The 15848-nt window shown below is 69.8% G+C and carries 9 protein-coding genes; 5 read left to right on the top strand and 4 right to left on the bottom strand.

The window, feature by feature from the left end:
• Window positions 1–177: 177 nt before the first annotated feature.
• Window positions 178–1476 carry a L,D-transpeptidase family protein gene (locus ACXJY8_RS02985; protein ID WP_463776018.1) on the bottom strand — a complete coding sequence of 433 codons (1299 nt, stop codon included), beginning with the start codon at window positions 1474–1476 and terminating at the stop codon, window positions 178–180.
• Window positions 1477–1765: 289 nt separating this feature from the next.
• Between ACXJY8_RS02985 and ACXJY8_RS02980 the strand changes: the two genes are divergently transcribed.
• The 4 genes from ACXJY8_RS02980 (at window position 1766) to ACXJY8_RS02965 (ending at window position 6651) form a co-directional block, all read left to right on the top strand.
• Window positions 1766–2152 carry a hypothetical protein gene (locus ACXJY8_RS02980; RefSeq protein ID WP_463776017.1) on the top strand — a complete coding sequence of 129 codons (387 nt, stop codon included), beginning with the start codon at window positions 1766–1768 and terminating at the stop codon, window positions 2150–2152.
• Window positions 2153–2195: 43 nt separating this feature from the next.
• Complete coding sequence (locus tag ACXJY8_RS02975) at window positions 2196–3182, top strand: DUF1775 domain-containing protein (RefSeq protein WP_463776016.1); 987 nt, start codon at window positions 2196–2198, stop codon at window positions 3180–3182.
• A gap of 266 nt (window positions 3183–3448) precedes the next feature.
• Entirely contained in the window at window positions 3449–5608 is a 2160-nt protein-coding gene (locus ACXJY8_RS02970) for a TonB-dependent receptor family protein (RefSeq protein ID WP_463776015.1), read from the top strand.
• A 62-nt stretch (window positions 5609–5670) separates the two neighbouring features.
• Window positions 5671–6651, top strand: coding sequence for an alginate O-acetyltransferase AlgX-related protein (locus ACXJY8_RS02965; protein ID WP_463776014.1), 981 nt, complete (start codon window positions 5671–5673; stop codon window positions 6649–6651).
• Window positions 6652–6709: 58 nt separating this feature from the next.
• Here ACXJY8_RS02965 and ACXJY8_RS02960 read toward each other — a convergent pair whose 3' ends face one another.
• Together ACXJY8_RS02960 and ACXJY8_RS02955 are read right to left on the bottom strand one after the other, a co-directional pair.
• On the bottom strand, window positions 6710–9142 hold the full coding sequence (locus tag ACXJY8_RS02960; protein WP_463776013.1) for a penicillin-binding protein 1A: 2433 nt from the start codon (window positions 9140–9142) through the stop codon (window positions 6710–6712).
• A gap of 236 nt (window positions 9143–9378) precedes the next feature.
• Window positions 9379–10662 carry an N-acetylmuramoyl-L-alanine amidase gene (locus ACXJY8_RS02955; RefSeq protein ID WP_463776012.1) on the bottom strand — a complete coding sequence of 428 codons (1284 nt, stop codon included), beginning with the start codon at window positions 10660–10662 and terminating at the stop codon, window positions 9379–9381.
• A gap of 771 nt (window positions 10663–11433) precedes the next feature.
• Between ACXJY8_RS02955 and ACXJY8_RS02950 the strand changes: the two genes are divergently transcribed.
• Window positions 11434–14514: an Rne/Rng family ribonuclease gene (locus ACXJY8_RS02950; protein ID WP_463776011.1), complete on the top strand. Its 3081-nt coding sequence runs from the start codon at window positions 11434–11436 to the stop codon at window positions 14512–14514.
• Window positions 14515–14587: 73 nt separating this feature from the next.
• On the opposite strand, the gene ACXJY8_RS02945 is transcribed toward ACXJY8_RS02950, so the two are convergent.
• A complete protein-coding gene (locus tag ACXJY8_RS02945; RefSeq protein ID WP_463776010.1) occupies window positions 14588–15766 on the bottom strand; it encodes a pyridoxal phosphate-dependent aminotransferase in 1179 nt (392 codons plus the stop codon).
• Window positions 15767–15848: the final 82 nt, after the last annotated feature.

Here is a 15848-nt window from a genome sequence, read left to right as displayed (position 1 = left end):
CCAAGGCCAAGCACAGGCATTTTTTTGCGTGTGATCAAAAAAATTCAGCACAGAGCGGAGCGCGAAGAGTCGAGACGCCAGCAACCCGTGTCGTGGCGTCGCATCCACCATGCGAAAGGCCCGCGCCTTGGAGCGCGGGCCTCGAATAGTGGACTGTTTGACCGTTGATGAACCGGATTAGTTCTCCTCGTCGCCCGGCTCGAAGCTCTGGACCGGCTCGGCGCTGGCCACGGGGGTCGGGGCCGAGAGAGTCGTGGGCACGTTCACGCCGTCGCGCTTGTAGATGTCGTCGCGGAACTGGACGAGTCCGTCCGGGGTCGACCAGGCGGTGATGTAGGTCCAGTAGACCGGCACCGGGCTGGACAGGGTGGCGTCGACGCGCTTGCCGCTCTCGATGGCCTGCTCGACCTGCTCGCGGCCCCAGCCGGGCGTGTCCTTGAGCAGCCAGGTGATGTACTCGCGCACGTTCTGCACGCGGACGCAGCCCGAGGAGATGAAGCGGAAGTCGTCGCCGAACACGCCCTTGGTGTTCGTGTCGTGCATGAACACGCCGTAGGGGTTCGGGATGTTGATGCGCACGATGCCCATCGAGTTGAAGTCGGCGCCCGAATCCTGGCGGTAGCGGTAGCGCGTGCCCTCGTCCGAGTTCCAGTTCACCGAAGCCGGCGAGATCTCGGTCTCACCCGAGAAGATGCGGATCTTGTTCTCGGTGAGGTAGGTCGGGTCCTTCTGCATCTTGGGGATGAGGTCCTTCTTCACGATGGAAGCCGGGACCGTCCAGAAGGGGTTGAAATTGATCTGCGTCGCCTTGGTGTTCATGATCGGCGACTGGCGGTCGATCTTGCCGACGCCGGCGGCGTGCAGGGTCACGACCTGGCCGTTCTCCACCGTCTGCACCAGGGCGGCGGGGATGTTGGTGATGACGAAGCGGTTGCCGAGGTTGCCGGCGTAGGAGCGCAGGCGCACCACGTTGATCTCGAGCTGGTGCAGGCGCACGTCGGCCGGCACGTTCATGGCCTGCTGCGTCGTGAGGCTCATGGCGCCGGTCTGGCTCAGGCCGTGGCGGGCCTGGAAGCGCTTCACGCCGGCCGAGACATAGGAATCGTAGACGCCCGAGGCGCCCGAAGCCGGGTCGAGGTCGCCCGTGATGATCAGGCGCTGGCGCAGGGCGGCGACCGCGGGCCCCTTGGCGCCGACGCGCAGGCGGTCGGCCCCCGAGACCGGCTTCCAGCCGCCGCGATTGACGATGTCCCGGTAGCGCTCGATCATCTGCTCGGTGGCCGCCACCGTCTGCGGCGACAGGATCGGGGTCGAGGAGCGCTGCACCTGCATGGTGGCGGGCGAGGCATAGTCCTGCGCCCACTCGGCCTGGGCGAAGCCGCCGGCCTCGCGCGCCGTCGCCGACTGGCCGATGACGGCCGCCGATGCGAGCAGTGCAAAGCCGAGGGCGCGGGTGTGGAAAGCCTGATTCAGCATCGGACGTGAACTCTGATCTGATTTACGAAGCGACATGCGGTGTCGTCGGCCTCGGCGACGGGCGCCGGGATCTGGGAACACCCCCTGTCACGACCGTGTCGGGGTAGGGTTAAGAACTCATGGGGACCCGGCCACATTGTGGCACGGGCGGGCTTATCCCCGTGATCCCCGGACACATCCTCTCGACTGCGGCCCGTGTGCCACAGCACCGTGCCGGACCGTGCGATCGGCAGGGCGAACCGGCCGCCGGCATGGCGAAACAACGGCCGATGGCGTAAGCGAAACGACGATGACGCTTCCGGCGAACCATGCTGGCCACGGAGGGTGGGCCCCGCTGCGCGCGATCACTGCGGTGATCGCGCTCTACGCGTTCGTCCTCCATGCCGTCCTGAGCGGCCTCGTGCCCCTGCCGGTCGCCTCGGCGCACGGCATCCTCTGCCTCGGGCAGACCGACGATGCCGGACCCGGGGCGCCCGATTCGACCCACGCCCACCACCAGCCCTGCTGCACCGTGGCCGGGCCGATGCTGCAGGCCGCCCTGCCCGAGGTCGCGCCCCGTGCGGTCGTGTGGCCGGACCGTGCGGCGAGCCGGGTCGCCTGGCATCGCGAATCCTTCGTCTCCGCCCGCGGTCCGCCGGGCACGATCCCCCATCCGCGAGGTCCGCCCGCCGTCTGATCCGATCGCCGATTCCCGATCCCATCAGACACGGACCTTCGCCATGAACCGTATTCCCCGGGCCGAGCTCTTCGCGGGCCTCCTCCTCACCCTGTCCGCCACCGCCGCCCTCGCGCACGCCACCCTGGAGCGCAAGGAGGCGAGCCCGAACGCCGGCTATCGCGGCGTCGTGCAGATCACCCATGGCTGCGACGGCCAGCCAACCAACCGCGTCAGCGTCACGATTCCGGAAGGCGTCATCGGCGCCAAGCCGATGCCGAAGCCCGGCTGGACCGTGACGACGGAGAAGGGCGCCTATGCCCGCGCCTATCCGTACTTCCACGGGGACATCCGCGAGGGCGTGAAGACCATCACCTGGACCGGCGGCAGCCTGCCCGACGATCAGGTCGACGAGTTCACCTTCCTGGCCCGCGTCAGCGACGCCTTCGCGCCCGGCAGCACGGTCTACTTCCCCATCGAGCAGGATTGCGCGACCGGGCAGTACCGCTGGAGCGAGATCCCGGCGGCCGGGCAGGATGCGCATGCGCTGAAATCTCCCGCTCCGGGCGTCCGGATCGTGGCCGCCGCCACCGGCCCGGCCCGGGCCGAGGCCTCGAGCGTCAAGGCCGGCGATCTCAGCATCGACACGCCCTGGATGCGCGCCACCCCCGGGGGCGCCAAGGTGGCGGGCGGCTACGTCCGCGTCACCAACACCGGCACCCAGGCCGACCGTCTCGTCGGCGCCTCGATCCCGCTGGCGGGACGCGCGTCGATCCACACCATGAGTATGGAAGGCGGGGTGATGAAGATGGCGCCGGTCGAAGGCGGCCTCGTCATCAAGCCCGGCGAGACGGTGGAGCTGAAGCCCGGCGGGCTGCACCTCATGTTCGAGGATCTCTCGCGCGGCCCGAAGGCCGGCGACACGGTCCAGGGGACGCTGCGCTTCGAACGGGCCGGCACCGTGCCGGTCAGCTTCGGCGTGGCCCCGATCGGTGCGACGAAGCCCGGTGCGCCCGCTGCCGCGCCGGCACCGGATCACCACGAGCACTGACGCCGCCGAGCGCCTCGATCCAGGCGCCGCCGAGCGCCTCGATCCAATGGCGACGAAGGCTGGTCCGCTCCCGCCGCTTCGTGCGGGAGCTGGGGATGCCGACGTGCCGCTTCGTGTCGTGCTTCCTGCCGCGCTTCTGACCGAGCGATCCGCCGCGCGATGACCCCGCGCGGCTCAACCCCCTCCCCGTTCCTCTCCCACCGGGACCATGTCCGGCCCCTTCGCGCCGTCGCGAAGCGCGGGCCCATGGTCCGGAGCCTGGTCCAATGTCCGCCCCCTCCCCCGAGTATGCCCTGTCCCCCAAGGCCGTGCTCCGGCCGTCCCGTCCTGGAGCCTTCGCGCTCGCCTTGCTGAGCGGCGCCTCGCTCCTGCCCCTCCTCGCCGCGACGCCGTCTTGGGCCGAGGAAACGGCCGCAGCGACGCTGTCCGAACTCAGCATCGAGGGCGCCTCGGCCGGGTCCTTGACGGTGCCGAGCGTCGCGGCCCAGCGCGCCGCGGTGAACGCCACCGTCGGCTCCGTCGCCTTCGTCGATGCTAGGACCTTCCAGGATCGCTACGCCAATACCCTGCGCGATACCCTCAAGGACGTGCCGGGCGTCTACGTGCAGGAGCGCTACGGCCAGGAGCTGCGCCTCTCGGTGCGCGGCTCGGGCATCTCGCGCGGCTTCCACCTGCGCGGGCTCGAACTGCTGCAGGACGGCATCCCGCTGAACCTCGCCGACGGCAGCGGCGACTTCTACCAGGTTGATCCCCTCGGGCTGCGCTCGATCGAGGTCTACAAGGGCGGGAACGCCCTCACCTTCGGGGCGACGACCCTCGGCGGCGCCATCAACGTCGTCACGCCCACGGCCCAGACCGCCTTAGCGCCCAACATCCTGCGCATCGACGGCGGCGCCTTCAACACTATCCGGGAGAACTTCCAGGCCTCGCGCATCTCCGGCCCGGTCGATCTTCTCGTCAACGGCACGATCACGAATTCCGACAGCTACCGGGACCACGAGACCCAGCGGACCCAGAACTTCAACGCCAATCTCGGCTACCAGCTGGCGCCGGGGGTCGAGACACGGTTCTACGCGGGCGTCTACCTCACCGACCAGAAGCTCCCCGGCACGCTCAGCCTGTTCAACGCGCTGAACAACCCGACCCTGGCCAACCCGTCCGCGATTTCCGGCAACCAGTCGCGCAAGGTCGAGACCGAGCGGATCGCCAACCGCACCTCGTTCCTGCTCGATGTCGGCAAGCTCGATATCGACACCTGGGCGATCCACAAATCGCTCTACCACCCGATCTTCCAGGTCATCGACCAGGACGGCTGGACCTACGGGATCGCCCCGCACTGGGCCGGGACCTTCGACGTCGCCGGCTACCGCAACGACCTGATCCTCGGCCTACGCGCCTTCGCGGGCCAGAACTCCGCGCTCCAGTTCGTCAACGTCGCCGGCCAGCGCGGCGCCCAGACGTTGCGCGCGCTCCAGAGCGCCTCGAACTACGAGGCCTATGGCGAGAACCGCTTCTGGTTCCTGCCGGACGTGGCGCTGATGGCGGGCGCAAAGGCGTTCTCCTCCAACCGGACCTACAGCAACAAGGGCGGCTTCTCGGGCGCCAACGCGTTCCCGTCCTCGGCCAACGAGACCTATGCGGGGATCAACCCGAAGGTCGGCCTGCTCTGGCAGCCGCTGCCCGAAATCCAGGTCTTCGGCGACATCACCGGATCGCGCGACGTGCCGGACTTCTCCGACCTCGTGCAAATGAATTCGCTCAACACCACCTTCGTGCCGCTTCGGTCGCAGCGTGCCGTGACCTACGAGGCCGGCACCCGCGGCCGCATCGACCGCCTGTCCTGGGACGTGACCCTCTACCGCTCCGAGATCCGCGACGAGCTGATCAACTTCTCGATCAATCCGGGCCTCAACATCCCGGCCGCGACCTTCAACGCGCCCCGCACCCGCCATCAGGGCGTCGAGGCCGCCGCCTCCCTCGATCTCGCCCGGGACCTGTTCGGCACCGGCGACGGCGTCGTGGTCTCGCAGATCTGGACCCACAACGATTTCCGCTTCCTCGCCGATCCGGTCTTCGGCGACAACCAGATCGCCGGCATTCCGCGCGACGTTCTGCGCACGGTCCTGACCTATCGCAACCGCGAGGGCTTCCACATCAGCCCCTCCGTCGACTTGGTGCCGCAGGGCGCCTTCGCCGACCACGCCAACACCCTGAAGGTGCCGGGCTACGCGCTCCTCAACATCGCCGCCGGATACGACTTCCAGAACGGCGTCTCGCTGTTCGTCGATGCCCGCAACCTGACCGACACCCGCTACGTCTCCGACATCTCCGTCGTCACCAACGCCCGCACGGTCGCGGGCGGACCGGTGGCGTTCTATCCAGGCGTCGGGCGCAGCATCTTCGGTGGCATCCGCGCCGGGTTCTGATCGGGAGGACCGGCCGACCGGATGAGGGTGCGCCTTTCCCGCGCGCCCGCTAGAAGCGCGCGATGACCGAGGGTTTCACCATCGCTCCGCCGTCCGGCGCTCGGGCACCGGACCACCATCCCGATGTTCATATCGGGCGCGACGGCTGGCTCTTCCTCACGGGGGGCACCAACGCCGTGCTCGCGCAGTACCGCGAGCCGGGGGTGGCGCGCGCCACCCTCTGGCGTTGGCGCCGCATCCTGGAGGCCCGGGTCCGGCGGTGCGCCGGCCTCGGCAGCCGCTACGCCCATGTGGTGGCGCCGGAGAAGCTGACGATCTACCCGCAGGCCTGCGATGGGCTGGCGTTCGATCCCGAGCGCGCCCCGGTGCTGCGGCTGGAGCGCTGGCTCAGCCTCTCGCCGGCCCGGCGCCACTGGATCGATCTGGTGCGGCCGTTCCGGTCCCGCGCCGCGGAAGCACCGCTCTACTGTCGGACCGACAGCCACTGGAGTTTCGCCGGATACCTCCTCGCCTATGGCGAGATCTGCCGCCATCTCGGCCTCGCCCCGCGCCAGGACATCGCCCGGCGCCGCATCGGCACGCCGGCCGCCTATGCGGGCGACCTCGGTCTGAAGTTCGACCCCATTCGCACCGAGATCGCGGAGCCCTGCCGGTTCGAGACGTCGGCGCGGCGCATCTACGCCAACAGCCTGGTCACGGCCTTCGAAGCGGAGGGGCGGGGCCAGGAAGCGCATATCGGCGCCCACGTCGTCTACCGGAACGAGTCGCCCGAGGCCGACCCGCGCCGGCTGGTGCTGTTCGCCGATTCCTATGGCCACCACGCGTCGACCCCGCATACGGGGAGCCTGACGCCGCTCCTGGCCGACACCTTCCGCGAGGTCCACGTGCTGTGGTCGACCAGCATCGATTGGAGTTACGTGGCGCGGGTGAAGCCCGATTTCGTGGTCGCGGAGATCGCCGAGCGCTTCATGATCGAACTGCCGCAGAGGGGCTTCGACATCGAGAAGCTTGCGGCCCTCGCCCTCGCCCGAAAATCGGCCTGAAACGACTCAGCGCCCCGGAGCGTGGCTCCGAGGCGCAGGATGGGTGGTCGGCGGAGCCTTAGTAGAGGCCGCCGGCCTGGGCGGCGCGGTCGGCATCCGCCGGCACGGCGGCCGGGGCGCCGGATTGCTGCGCCGGTGCGGCGACGTAGGCGTCGGGCGGGGCGGTGCCGGGCTTGAAGGCCTCGAGGATGGTGCCGCCGCCCTCACCCGAGCCGGCCCGCATGCCGGAGGAGGCCGAGACGCGGATCAGCTTGATGCCCGGGGGCACGCGGAACGGCGTCGGCGGCTTGTCCTTGAGCGCCTGCTTCAGGAAGTCGAGGGCGATGGGGGCGGCGAGGCCGCCGCCGGTCGCCCGGTCACCCAGGGAGCGCGGCTTGTCGAAGCCGAGATAGACGCCCACCGCCAAGTCCGGCGAGAAGCCGACGAACCACGCGTCCTTGGCGTCGTTCGTGGTCCCGGTCTTGCCGGCGAGGGGCTTGCCGATCTGCTTCAGGATGGTGGCGGTGCCGCGCTGGACCACGCCTTCCATGATCGAGACCATCTGGTAGGCGGTCAGCGGGTCGAGGACCTGCTCGGAATCGTCCACCAGCTTGGGCTCGTCCTGGCCCGACCACTTGTCCGCGTCGCAGCCGAGGCACTTGCGGTTGTCGTGCTTGTAGATGGTCTCGCCGACGCGGTCCTGGATGCGGTCGATGAGGGTCGGGCGGATGCGCCGGCCGCCATTGGCGAGCATCGAGTAGGCGGTGACCATGCGCATCACCGTGGTCTCGCCGGCGCCGAGCGACATCGGCAGCACGGGGAGCATGTCGTCGTAGACGCCGAAGCGGCGGGCATATTCGGCGATGAGCGGCATGCCGACATCCTTGGCGAGCCGCACCGTCATCAGGTTCTTGGAGTGCTCGATGCCGTAGCGCAGGGTGTGCGGGCCGCCCGACTTGCCGTCGTAGTTCGAGGGCGTCCAGGCCTCCTGGCCGGGGCCGGCCTCGATGGTGATCGGCGAATCCTGCACGATCGACGACGGGGTGTAGCCGTTGTCGAGGGCGGCGGAATAGACGATCGGCTTGAACGAGGAACCGGGCTGGCGCATCGCCTGGGTGGCGCGGTTGAACTGGCTCTCGTCATAGGAGAAGCCGCCGACCATCGCGTGGACGCGACCGGTATAGGGGTCCATCGCCACGATCGCGCCCGAGACCTCGGGCCGCTGGCGCAGGCGGTACTGGTTGCGGCTCGTATCCGTCGCCTCGACATAGACCACGTCGCCCGGGTTCAGCGCCGCGGCGGGCGAGCGCCCGGTCCAGCGGGTTCCCTCGGCCGTGATCGTACCGGTCTCGCGATCCTTCGAGACCTGACCCGAGGCTTCGCGGCGCGGCTGAAGGCCGATCTGCGCGGCGCCGCCATTGGTGTTCAGCACCACGGCGAGGCGCCAGGGCGCGACGTCGCCGAGGCCGGGTACTTCCGCGACGGCCAGGCCCCAGTCGCGGCCGACGAGGTCGACCTTGGCCTGCGCTCCGCGCCAGCCGTGGGACTGGTCGTAGCGGATCAGGCCGTCCACCAGGGCCTTGCGGGCCCAGGCCTGCATCTTCGGGTCCAGGGTAGCGCGCACCGAGAGGCCGCCCTCGTAGAGCTTCTTCTCGCCGTAGCGCTCGGCGATCTCGCGCCGGACCTCCTCGGTGAAGTAGTTGGCGTTGGCGGCGTTGGCGAAGGCGACGCGCGGGTTGACGCCGAGGGGCATCTTGCGGGCGGCCTCGGCCTCCTCCTTGGTGATGTACCCGTTCTGGGCCATCAGGCCGATGATCTCGTTGCGCCGGTCCAACGCCTTCTGGGTCTGGCGATAGGGATGGTAGTTGTTCGGCCCCTTCGGCAGGGCGGCGAGGTAGGCCGCCTCGTTGATCGTCAGCTCGTGGACCGACTTGCCGAAATAATCGAGCGCGGCCGCCGCGACGCCGTGCAGGTTGCGGCCGGGCACGATGGTGCCGAGAAAGATCTCGTTCAGGTAGAGTTCGAGGATCTTGTCCTTCGAATAGGCGGCCTCGATTCGGAAGGCGATCAGCGCTTCCTTGGCCTTGCGCTCGAAGGTCTGCTCCGGCGACAGCAGGAAGTTCTTGGCCACCTGCTGGGTGATGGTCGAGGCGCCCTGCTTTTTGCCGCTCTTGAAGTTGGTCAGCGCGGCGCGCACGAGACCTTCGGGGTCGACGCCGCCGTGCTTGTAGAAGTTCTTGTCCTCGGCTGAGAGGAAGGCCGCGACGACGATCTTCGGCATCGCCTGGATCGGCAGGTAGAGCCGGCGCTCGCTGGCATATTCGGCCAGCAGCGAACCGTCCGCCGCATGCACGCGGCTCATCACCGGCGGCTCGTAATTCGCGAGCGCGGCGTGGTCCGGCAGGTCCTGGCTGAACTTCCAGTAGAAGAACGCGGCCGCGGCGGCGGCGATCACGAACACCATCGCGCCGACGCTGAACAGGAAGCCGAAGAAACGAAGGATGAAGCGCATCCGGGTCCCGTCCGTCGATGATCCACCGCCGCCGGCCGGCCGCGAGGACACCCGCCACGATGGCGCGTGCCTTCTCGGACCGTGTCCCATCCCGAAATGCAAGAGTCCCGCCGCGCAAAAATGCGGTCGAGCCCACGATGTCGGCGGCGTTCGCTCAAGCGCGCCGCGATCAGTCCCGCCGAACGGATCGGCAGTGATGTGACCGGAGCGCTGTGAGCCCCGGTTTCACACGCATTCTATGGTGAAACTGGGGCGATTGCCGCCGAGCGCCGGGGCGGTTGCGGCCGAGTCAGGGAGGTCCGGCTGCCGAAGAACGCGTCGATCGCCTTGGCCATGCCGCCCGTCACTTCGGCGCGCCAGCCCTCCGACTGCAGCAGATCGAGATCGTGCTTGCTCGAGAGGTAGCCGAGTTCCACCAGCACGGAGGGCACATCCGGCGAGCGCAGCACCTGGAAGCCGGCCTCGCGGTGCGGCTTGGCGCTCATCTCCATCACGGGTCCCAGATGGGTCATCAGCCCCTTGGCGAAGCCCGACGAGAATGTGCGGGTCTCACGCAGGGTGAGTTCCTGCAGGATGTCGGCGACGTGGCCCGGGCCCTCGTTGGATTCGGTGCCCGCGGCGGCGTCGGCGCGGTTCTCGCGCTCGGCGAGCTTGGCCGATTCGGCGTCGGTCGCCTTCTCGGAGCCGGTATAGATCGTGGCGCCGCGCACCTGCGGCGCCGACGAGATCGAGTCGGCGTGGATCGAGACGAACAGGTCGGCCTTGGCCTCGCGGGCGAGGCGGACGCGCTCGGAGAGCGGGACGAACACGTCGCGGTCGCGGGTCATCCGGACCCGGTAGCGCCCGCCCGATTCGAGGCGGGTCACCAGGGCCTGGGCGAAGCCGAACACGATGTCCTTCTCGAAGACCCCGCTGGCCGCGATGGCGCCGGGATCGGTGCCGCCATGGCCGGCATCGACCATGATCAGCGGGCGGGCATCGGTCGGTTCCGGCGCGACCGCGGCCTTGCGCTGGGCCGGGGCCGGATCGCTCGCCACGGCGGCGCGGCGGAAACCCTCGCGGTCGCTGCGCTGGAACTCGATACTGAGCAGCACGGCGCCGTCGCGCGGGCGCGTCGCCGTCTCGATCCGCCCCACCGTGGCGGGCTGGGCGAGGTCGACGACGATGCGCGAGCGGCCCGGCGCGAACAGCCCGTAGCGGAACGACGAGACCACGCCGTCGCGCCTGCGCCCGGTCTCGGGCCCGAGCTGGAAGTTCACCTCGGCGAGATCGATCACCGCCCGGTCGGGCCGTTCCATCACGAAGGCCTTGGCGTCGATGGCCTTGGAGAGCGTCAGGGTCAGTTTGGTGGTGGCACCGCTGGTGGCGAGATCGGCCGCGATGGCGACCGCCGCCTGGGAGGAGGCGCCGCGCGTCTTGTCGGTGTCCTGGGCCAACGCGCCGGGACCCGCGGCCGGGACCGCCCCGGCACAGGCCAGGGCGAGGAGGACGGAGCGGAGAAGGCGGGCGCGTCTCGGCATCGTTCCGGCAATCATCCCCGTGAGGACGGGCGCACCCCGTCGGGGCGTGCTCGCGAGCGGGCTTGTGGCGTGAGCCTGCCTCTACGGGATACCGACGGGATGGTTAACCGTTCCTCAAAGGCCCCGTTCCACTTCCCGGCCGCTTGTGTCCCGGAGGCGACAGCCCGCGACTTGGCAGGGCGGAGCGGCGGCGGAACGGCCTCGCGACGCCCGCCGCAGATTAAGGACCTTGCCAAAACGTCGCGACGCTCTGTAATGATACGGTCCCCTTCCCGGTGCCGTGCGGTTTGCTCCGCGGCCCGCGGGCGCGGCCCGGCATCGCGCCGGATCGCCTTCGCAGTCGGTTCCCCGCGTCAGACATGGCGGCATAGCAAGGCCGGGTGGGAGTCGGTTCATTCGGTGGCTTTTTCAGCCGCCGCACCGTTCTTCACATGCCGGCCTGTCCTCGGACGGGCCCATACAGTCTTCGCGAGGTCAGGGAGAGAATGAGCGGACACACAGCATCGGTTGCCGTTGCTCGTGTTCAACGCCTGCGCGTTTCGCGTGGCGCCGCCTTCTCGTCGACCCTGGCCAGGATCAACCCCACGCGCGCCGAGATCCGGCGCCCAAAGGCGGTTGGCGGCAATCCCTTCCCCACAGCTTCCGCGACCCCCTTCCCCGGGTCGTCACGGGCACCGATCCTCCGAGCCGACGAGCCCGGACCGGACGGAGCCCCATCGGGACCGCGCGGTTCGAGGAGAACGACGTCGACCGCCATGTCGAAAGTTCGTCATGGCCAACAACAACAAGATGCTCATCGACGCGATGCACCCGGAGGAGACCCGGGTCGTCACGGTTCACGGTTCTAGGGTCGAGGAATTCGATTTCGAGGCGGCCAACCGGCGTCAGCTTCGCGGAAACATCTACCTCGCCAAGGTGACGCGCGTGGAGCCCTCGCTCCAGGCAGCCTTCATCGAGTACGGCGGCAACCGCCACGGCTTCCTGGCCTTCAGCGAGATCCATCCGGACTATTACCAGATCCCCCTGGCGGACCGTCAGGCCCTGCTCGAGGACGAGGCCCGCGAGGCCGAGGAGCACCGGGAGCGCGAGGAGCGCAAGCCCCGCCGCCGCTCGCGCGGACGCCGCGACGGCACCTCGGCCAAGAAGGCGCGCACCTCCGAGACGGTGACCTCCGAGGACGTCGCCGAACTGCCGGCCGGCGAGACCTTCGACATCCAGGGTGCTTCCGGCGAGACGGCCTCCGGCGAGACCGGGGCCAACGATCCGGCCATCGGCGTGGCCGATGCGCTGCTCGAGGGCGGCCTCGGCAACGCGCCGCAGGCGGTTCTGCCTGGCAGCGACGAATCCGCAGACCTTCCGCAATCCGCCCTGGACAGCGGCGAGACTTCCGAAGCCCCCGGTGCCTCCGCGCCGGACGCCCGCGCCTCCGACGATGCGGCGCCCGCCGGCGCCACCGCCGAGGCTCCGGTCGAGCCCGCCGCCGAACTGGCGCTGGAAGCCGCGCCCATGGGCGAGGCCGTCGGCTCCGACACCGCATCCGCCTCCAAGGATGAGTCCGACGAGGAGGATGCGGACGAGGGCGACGAGGATTCGGACGAGGACGAGTCGGACGACGAGTCCGAGGACGACGACGACGATTCCGATGAGGACGAAGACGAGGACGACGAGGAGAGCGAGGGCGAGGACGGCGAGCGTCCGCAGAAGATCGCCCAGGTCGGCGGCGACGCCCTGGCCGAGATTCCCGAGCGTCCGCGCACCTACCGTCGTCACTACAAGATCCAGGAGGTCATCAAGCGCCGCCAGATCATCCTAGTGCAGGTCGTCAAGGAAGAGCGCGGCACCAAGGGCGCGGCGCTGACCACCTACCTGTCCCTGGCCGGGCGCTACTCGGTGCTGATGCCGAACACCGGCCGTGGCGGCGGCATCTCCCGCAAGATCACCTCGGCGGCCGACCGCAAGCGCCTCAAGGAAGTCGCCCAGGACCTGGAGGTGCCGGAAGGGATGGGCGTCATCCTGCGCACGGCCGGCGCCTCCCGCACCAAGCCCGAGATCAAGCGCGACTTCGAGTACCTGATGCGCCTGTGGGAGAGCGTGCGCGAGCTGACGCTGTCCTCCTCGGCCCCGGCCCTGGTCTACGAGGAAGGCTCGCTGATCAAGCGCGCCATCCGCGACCTCTACAACAAGGATATCGACGATATCCTGGTGGCGGGCGACGAGGCCTACCGCGAGGCGCGCGACTTCATGCGCATGCTGATGCCCGGCCAGTCCAAGGTCGTGCAGCCCTACCGCGACCCGACGCCGATCTTCGCGCGCTACGGGGTCGAGCAGCAGCTCGACGCGATGTTCTCCACCCATGTCACCCTGAAGTCGGGCGGCTACCTCGTCATCAACCCGACGGAGGCCCTCGTCTCCATCGACGTGAACTCGGGTCGCTCGACCCGCGAGCACGACATCGAGGACACCGCCCTGCGCACCAACCTGGAGGCGGCCGAGGAGGTCGCCCGCCAGCTGCGCCTGCGCGATCTCGCCGGCCTCGTCGTGATCGACTTCATCGACATGGAGGAGAAGCGCAACAACCGCGCCGTCGAGAAGAAGCTCAACGACTGCCTGAAGAACGACCGCGCCCGCATCCAGGTCGGTCGGATCTCCCCCTTCGGCCTGCTCGAGATGAGCCGCCAGCGCATCCGCACCGGCATGCTGGAGAGCTCGTCGCTCCCCTGCGCCCATTGCGGCGGCTCGGGCTACGTCCGCGCGACCTCGTCGGTGGCGCTGCAGATTCTGCGCGCAATCGAGGAGTCGCTCCTCAAGAGCACAACCCACAACCTCATCCTGCGCACCCGCACCGAGGTGGCGCTCTACATCCTCAACCAGAAGCGCGCGCACCTGCGCGAGCTCGAGGTGCGCTTCGGCGTCTCACTGACCATCGCAGCGGATGAGCGTCTCGCCGCCACCTCCGCCTTCCAGCTCGAACGCGGCGAGCCCGCGATCCGCGCCGAGGGGCCGGTGACCGGTGTGCGCGCCGTGGCGATCAGCTCCGCCCTCGAGCCCGAGGAGGATTTCGATCCGGAGATCGAGGAGGAGGCCGTCGAGGCCGAGTGCGAGGAATCCGAGGCCGACGCTCCGATGCAGGAAGCCCGCGAGCGGGACGAGAGCCGCGAGAAGAACGCCGATGGCAGCGAGGGCCGCGGCGGCCGTCGCCGCCGTCGCCGCCGTCGCGGCGGTCGGAACGAGACCGGTGAGCAGTCCGGGACCGACGCGTCCTCCGAAGGGGACGAGGACGGCGAGGGCGAGGAGTCCGAGGAGATCGCTGCGCAGGCCGAGGGCGACGAGACGGTGGTGACCACCGAGAGCAGCCCGGCCGGCGGCGAGGACGATGGCAGCGGCCGGCGCCGTCGCCGGGGTCGCCGCGGCGGCCGGGGCCGCGACCGCGAGGCGCGCGGCCGTGACGGCGAAGCTGTGAATCCGGAAGCCGCTCATCAGGAGAGCGGTGAGCGGGATACCGATGATCGGTCCTTCGGCGAACGGCCGGTCGCATCGGTCGAGGGCGACGAAGGCGCGGCCGATGCGCCGTCCGCCTTCCTCGGCGGCGAAGAGCCGGTGAGCGCCGAGGCAGTGTCCGAGGCCATGTCGCCCGTCGCTCCGGAGACCGCCGCCCCGGTGGCGCTGGAACTCCCGGTGGCGGCCGAGCCGCAGGCCGAGGCGTCCCGGCCGGAGGCACCTCAGGCCGCGGAGGCGCCGCCTGAGCCGAAGCCCGAGCCGGTCGCGGTGGTGCTGACGCCGCCGTCCGATCCGGACCGCCCGAAGCGTGCCGGCTGGTGGTCGCGGACCAAGGCGGCCCTGACGGGTGAGTGACCGTTCCTGAAAGACAGTTCCTGAGGGATCGAGACGAGGCGGGGTGGGCGTGCAGCCCGCCCCGTTTCGCGTTTCAGCGCAGCCAGCCCTTCAGGCGCCGCACCGCATCGACGCAATCGGCGTTCGAGCCGGCGAACGAGAAGCGGACGTGGTGTCCGCCGTCCCGGCCGTCGAAGTCGAGCCCCGGCGTCGCCGCGACGCCGGCCTCGTCGAGCATGCGCCGGCAGAAGGCGACCGAGTCGTTGGTGAGGTTCGAGACGTCGGCGTAGAGGTAGAAGGCCCCGTCGGCCGGGTGCGTCCGCCCGAGGCCGAGGCCCGGGAAGGCGTCGAGGAGCAGGGCCCGGTTGGCGGCGTAGCCGTCGCGCACGGCCTCGACCTCCTCGACGGCGTCGAAGGCCGCCAGCGCCGCGACCTGCGAGAGGTAGGGCGCCGAGATGTAGAGGTTCTGCGCCAGCCGCTCGACGGGCCGGGCGAGCCAGTCCGGCACAACCATCCAGCCGATGCGCCAGCCGGTCATGCACCAGGTCTTCGAGAACGAGTTGATGATGATCGCGTCGTCGTCGTAACGCAGCGCCGTCTCGGTGGGCACGCCGTAGGCGAGCCCGTGATAGATCTCGTCAGAGATGAAGCGCAGGTTCAGGGCGCGCGCCGTGGCGCAGAGATCGGCGAGGCGCGCGGGCTCGACCACGGTGCCGGACGGGTTGGCCGGGCTCATCACCAGGATGCCGGACAGGCCCTCCCGTTCGTGCAGGGTCCGCAGGGCGGCCCCCGTCGGAGCGAAGCGGTCGGCGTCGTGCAGGACGAGCGGGGCCGGCACGAGGTCGAGCGCGTGGAGCAGGCTGCGATAGGCCGGATAGCCCGGCTGCGGAACCGCGACGCGGGCGCCGGCATCGAACAGCCCGAGGAAGGCCAGCACGAAGCCGGCCGAGGAGCCCGTGGTCACGACGATGCGGCTCGGCGACACCGTGACCCCGTAGGTCTCCGCATAATGGCGTGCGATGCGCTCGCGCAGGGCGGGCAGCCCGAGCGCCTGGGTGTAGGGCAAGGCCCCGGTCGCGAGCGCGGCCTGGGCCGCCGCGATCACCGCGCGCGGCGCCGGTGCCGAGGGCTGACCGACCTCCATGTGGACGACGCCGTCCCCGCGCGCCTCGCGGGCGGCGGCGGCGGACATCACGTCCATGGCGAGGAAGGGCGCGACCCGCGCCGCGCGCTCGGAGGGCAGGTTCGGGGAGAGGATCGGGGGCTGGCTCATCGGCTCCGTCATAGCCGCAGCGCCCTGCGGGCGCCAAACCCGCCATTCGGCGATTGACCGGCCGCCGCGAAAACGCCTAACC

This window comes from Methylobacterium sp. TK31, assembly GCF_055361545.1.
Note: the sequence above shows the minus strand (reverse complement) of the source record. Positions and strands in the feature narration are given on the sequence as shown.

Bases quoted from the DNA above. Each gene is read 5' to 3' on its own strand.
- ACXJY8_RS02955 (WP_463776012.1), bottom strand. From the start codon at position 10,662: ATGCCGAGACGCGCCCGCCTTCTCCGCTCCGTCCTCCTCGCCCTGGCC.
- ACXJY8_RS02975 (WP_463776016.1), top strand. From the start codon at position 2,196: ATGAACCGTATTCCCCGGGCCGAGCTCTTCGCGGGCCTCCTCCTCACC.
- ACXJY8_RS02965 (WP_463776014.1), top strand. From the start codon at position 5,671: ATGACCGAGGGTTTCACCATCGCTCCGCCGTCCGGCGCTCGGGCACCG.
- ACXJY8_RS02970 (WP_463776015.1), top strand. From the start codon at position 3,449: ATGTCCGCCCCCTCCCCCGAGTATGCCCTGTCCCCCAAGGCCGTGCTC.
- ACXJY8_RS02985 (WP_463776018.1), bottom strand. From the start codon at position 1,476: ATGCTGAATCAGGCTTTCCACACCCGCGCCCTCGGCTTTGCACTGCTC.
- ACXJY8_RS02960 (WP_463776013.1), bottom strand. From the start codon at position 9,142: ATGCGCTTCATCCTTCGTTTCTTCGGCTTCCTGTTCAGCGTCGGCGCG.
- ACXJY8_RS02980 (WP_463776017.1), top strand. From the start codon at position 1,766: ATGACGCTTCCGGCGAACCATGCTGGCCACGGAGGGTGGGCCCCGCTG.
- ACXJY8_RS02945 (WP_463776010.1), bottom strand. From the start codon at position 15,766: ATGAGCCAGCCCCCGATCCTCTCCCCGAACCTGCCCTCCGAGCGCGCG.
- ACXJY8_RS02950 (WP_463776011.1), top strand. From the start codon at position 11,434: ATGGCCAACAACAACAAGATGCTCATCGACGCGATGCACCCGGAGGAG.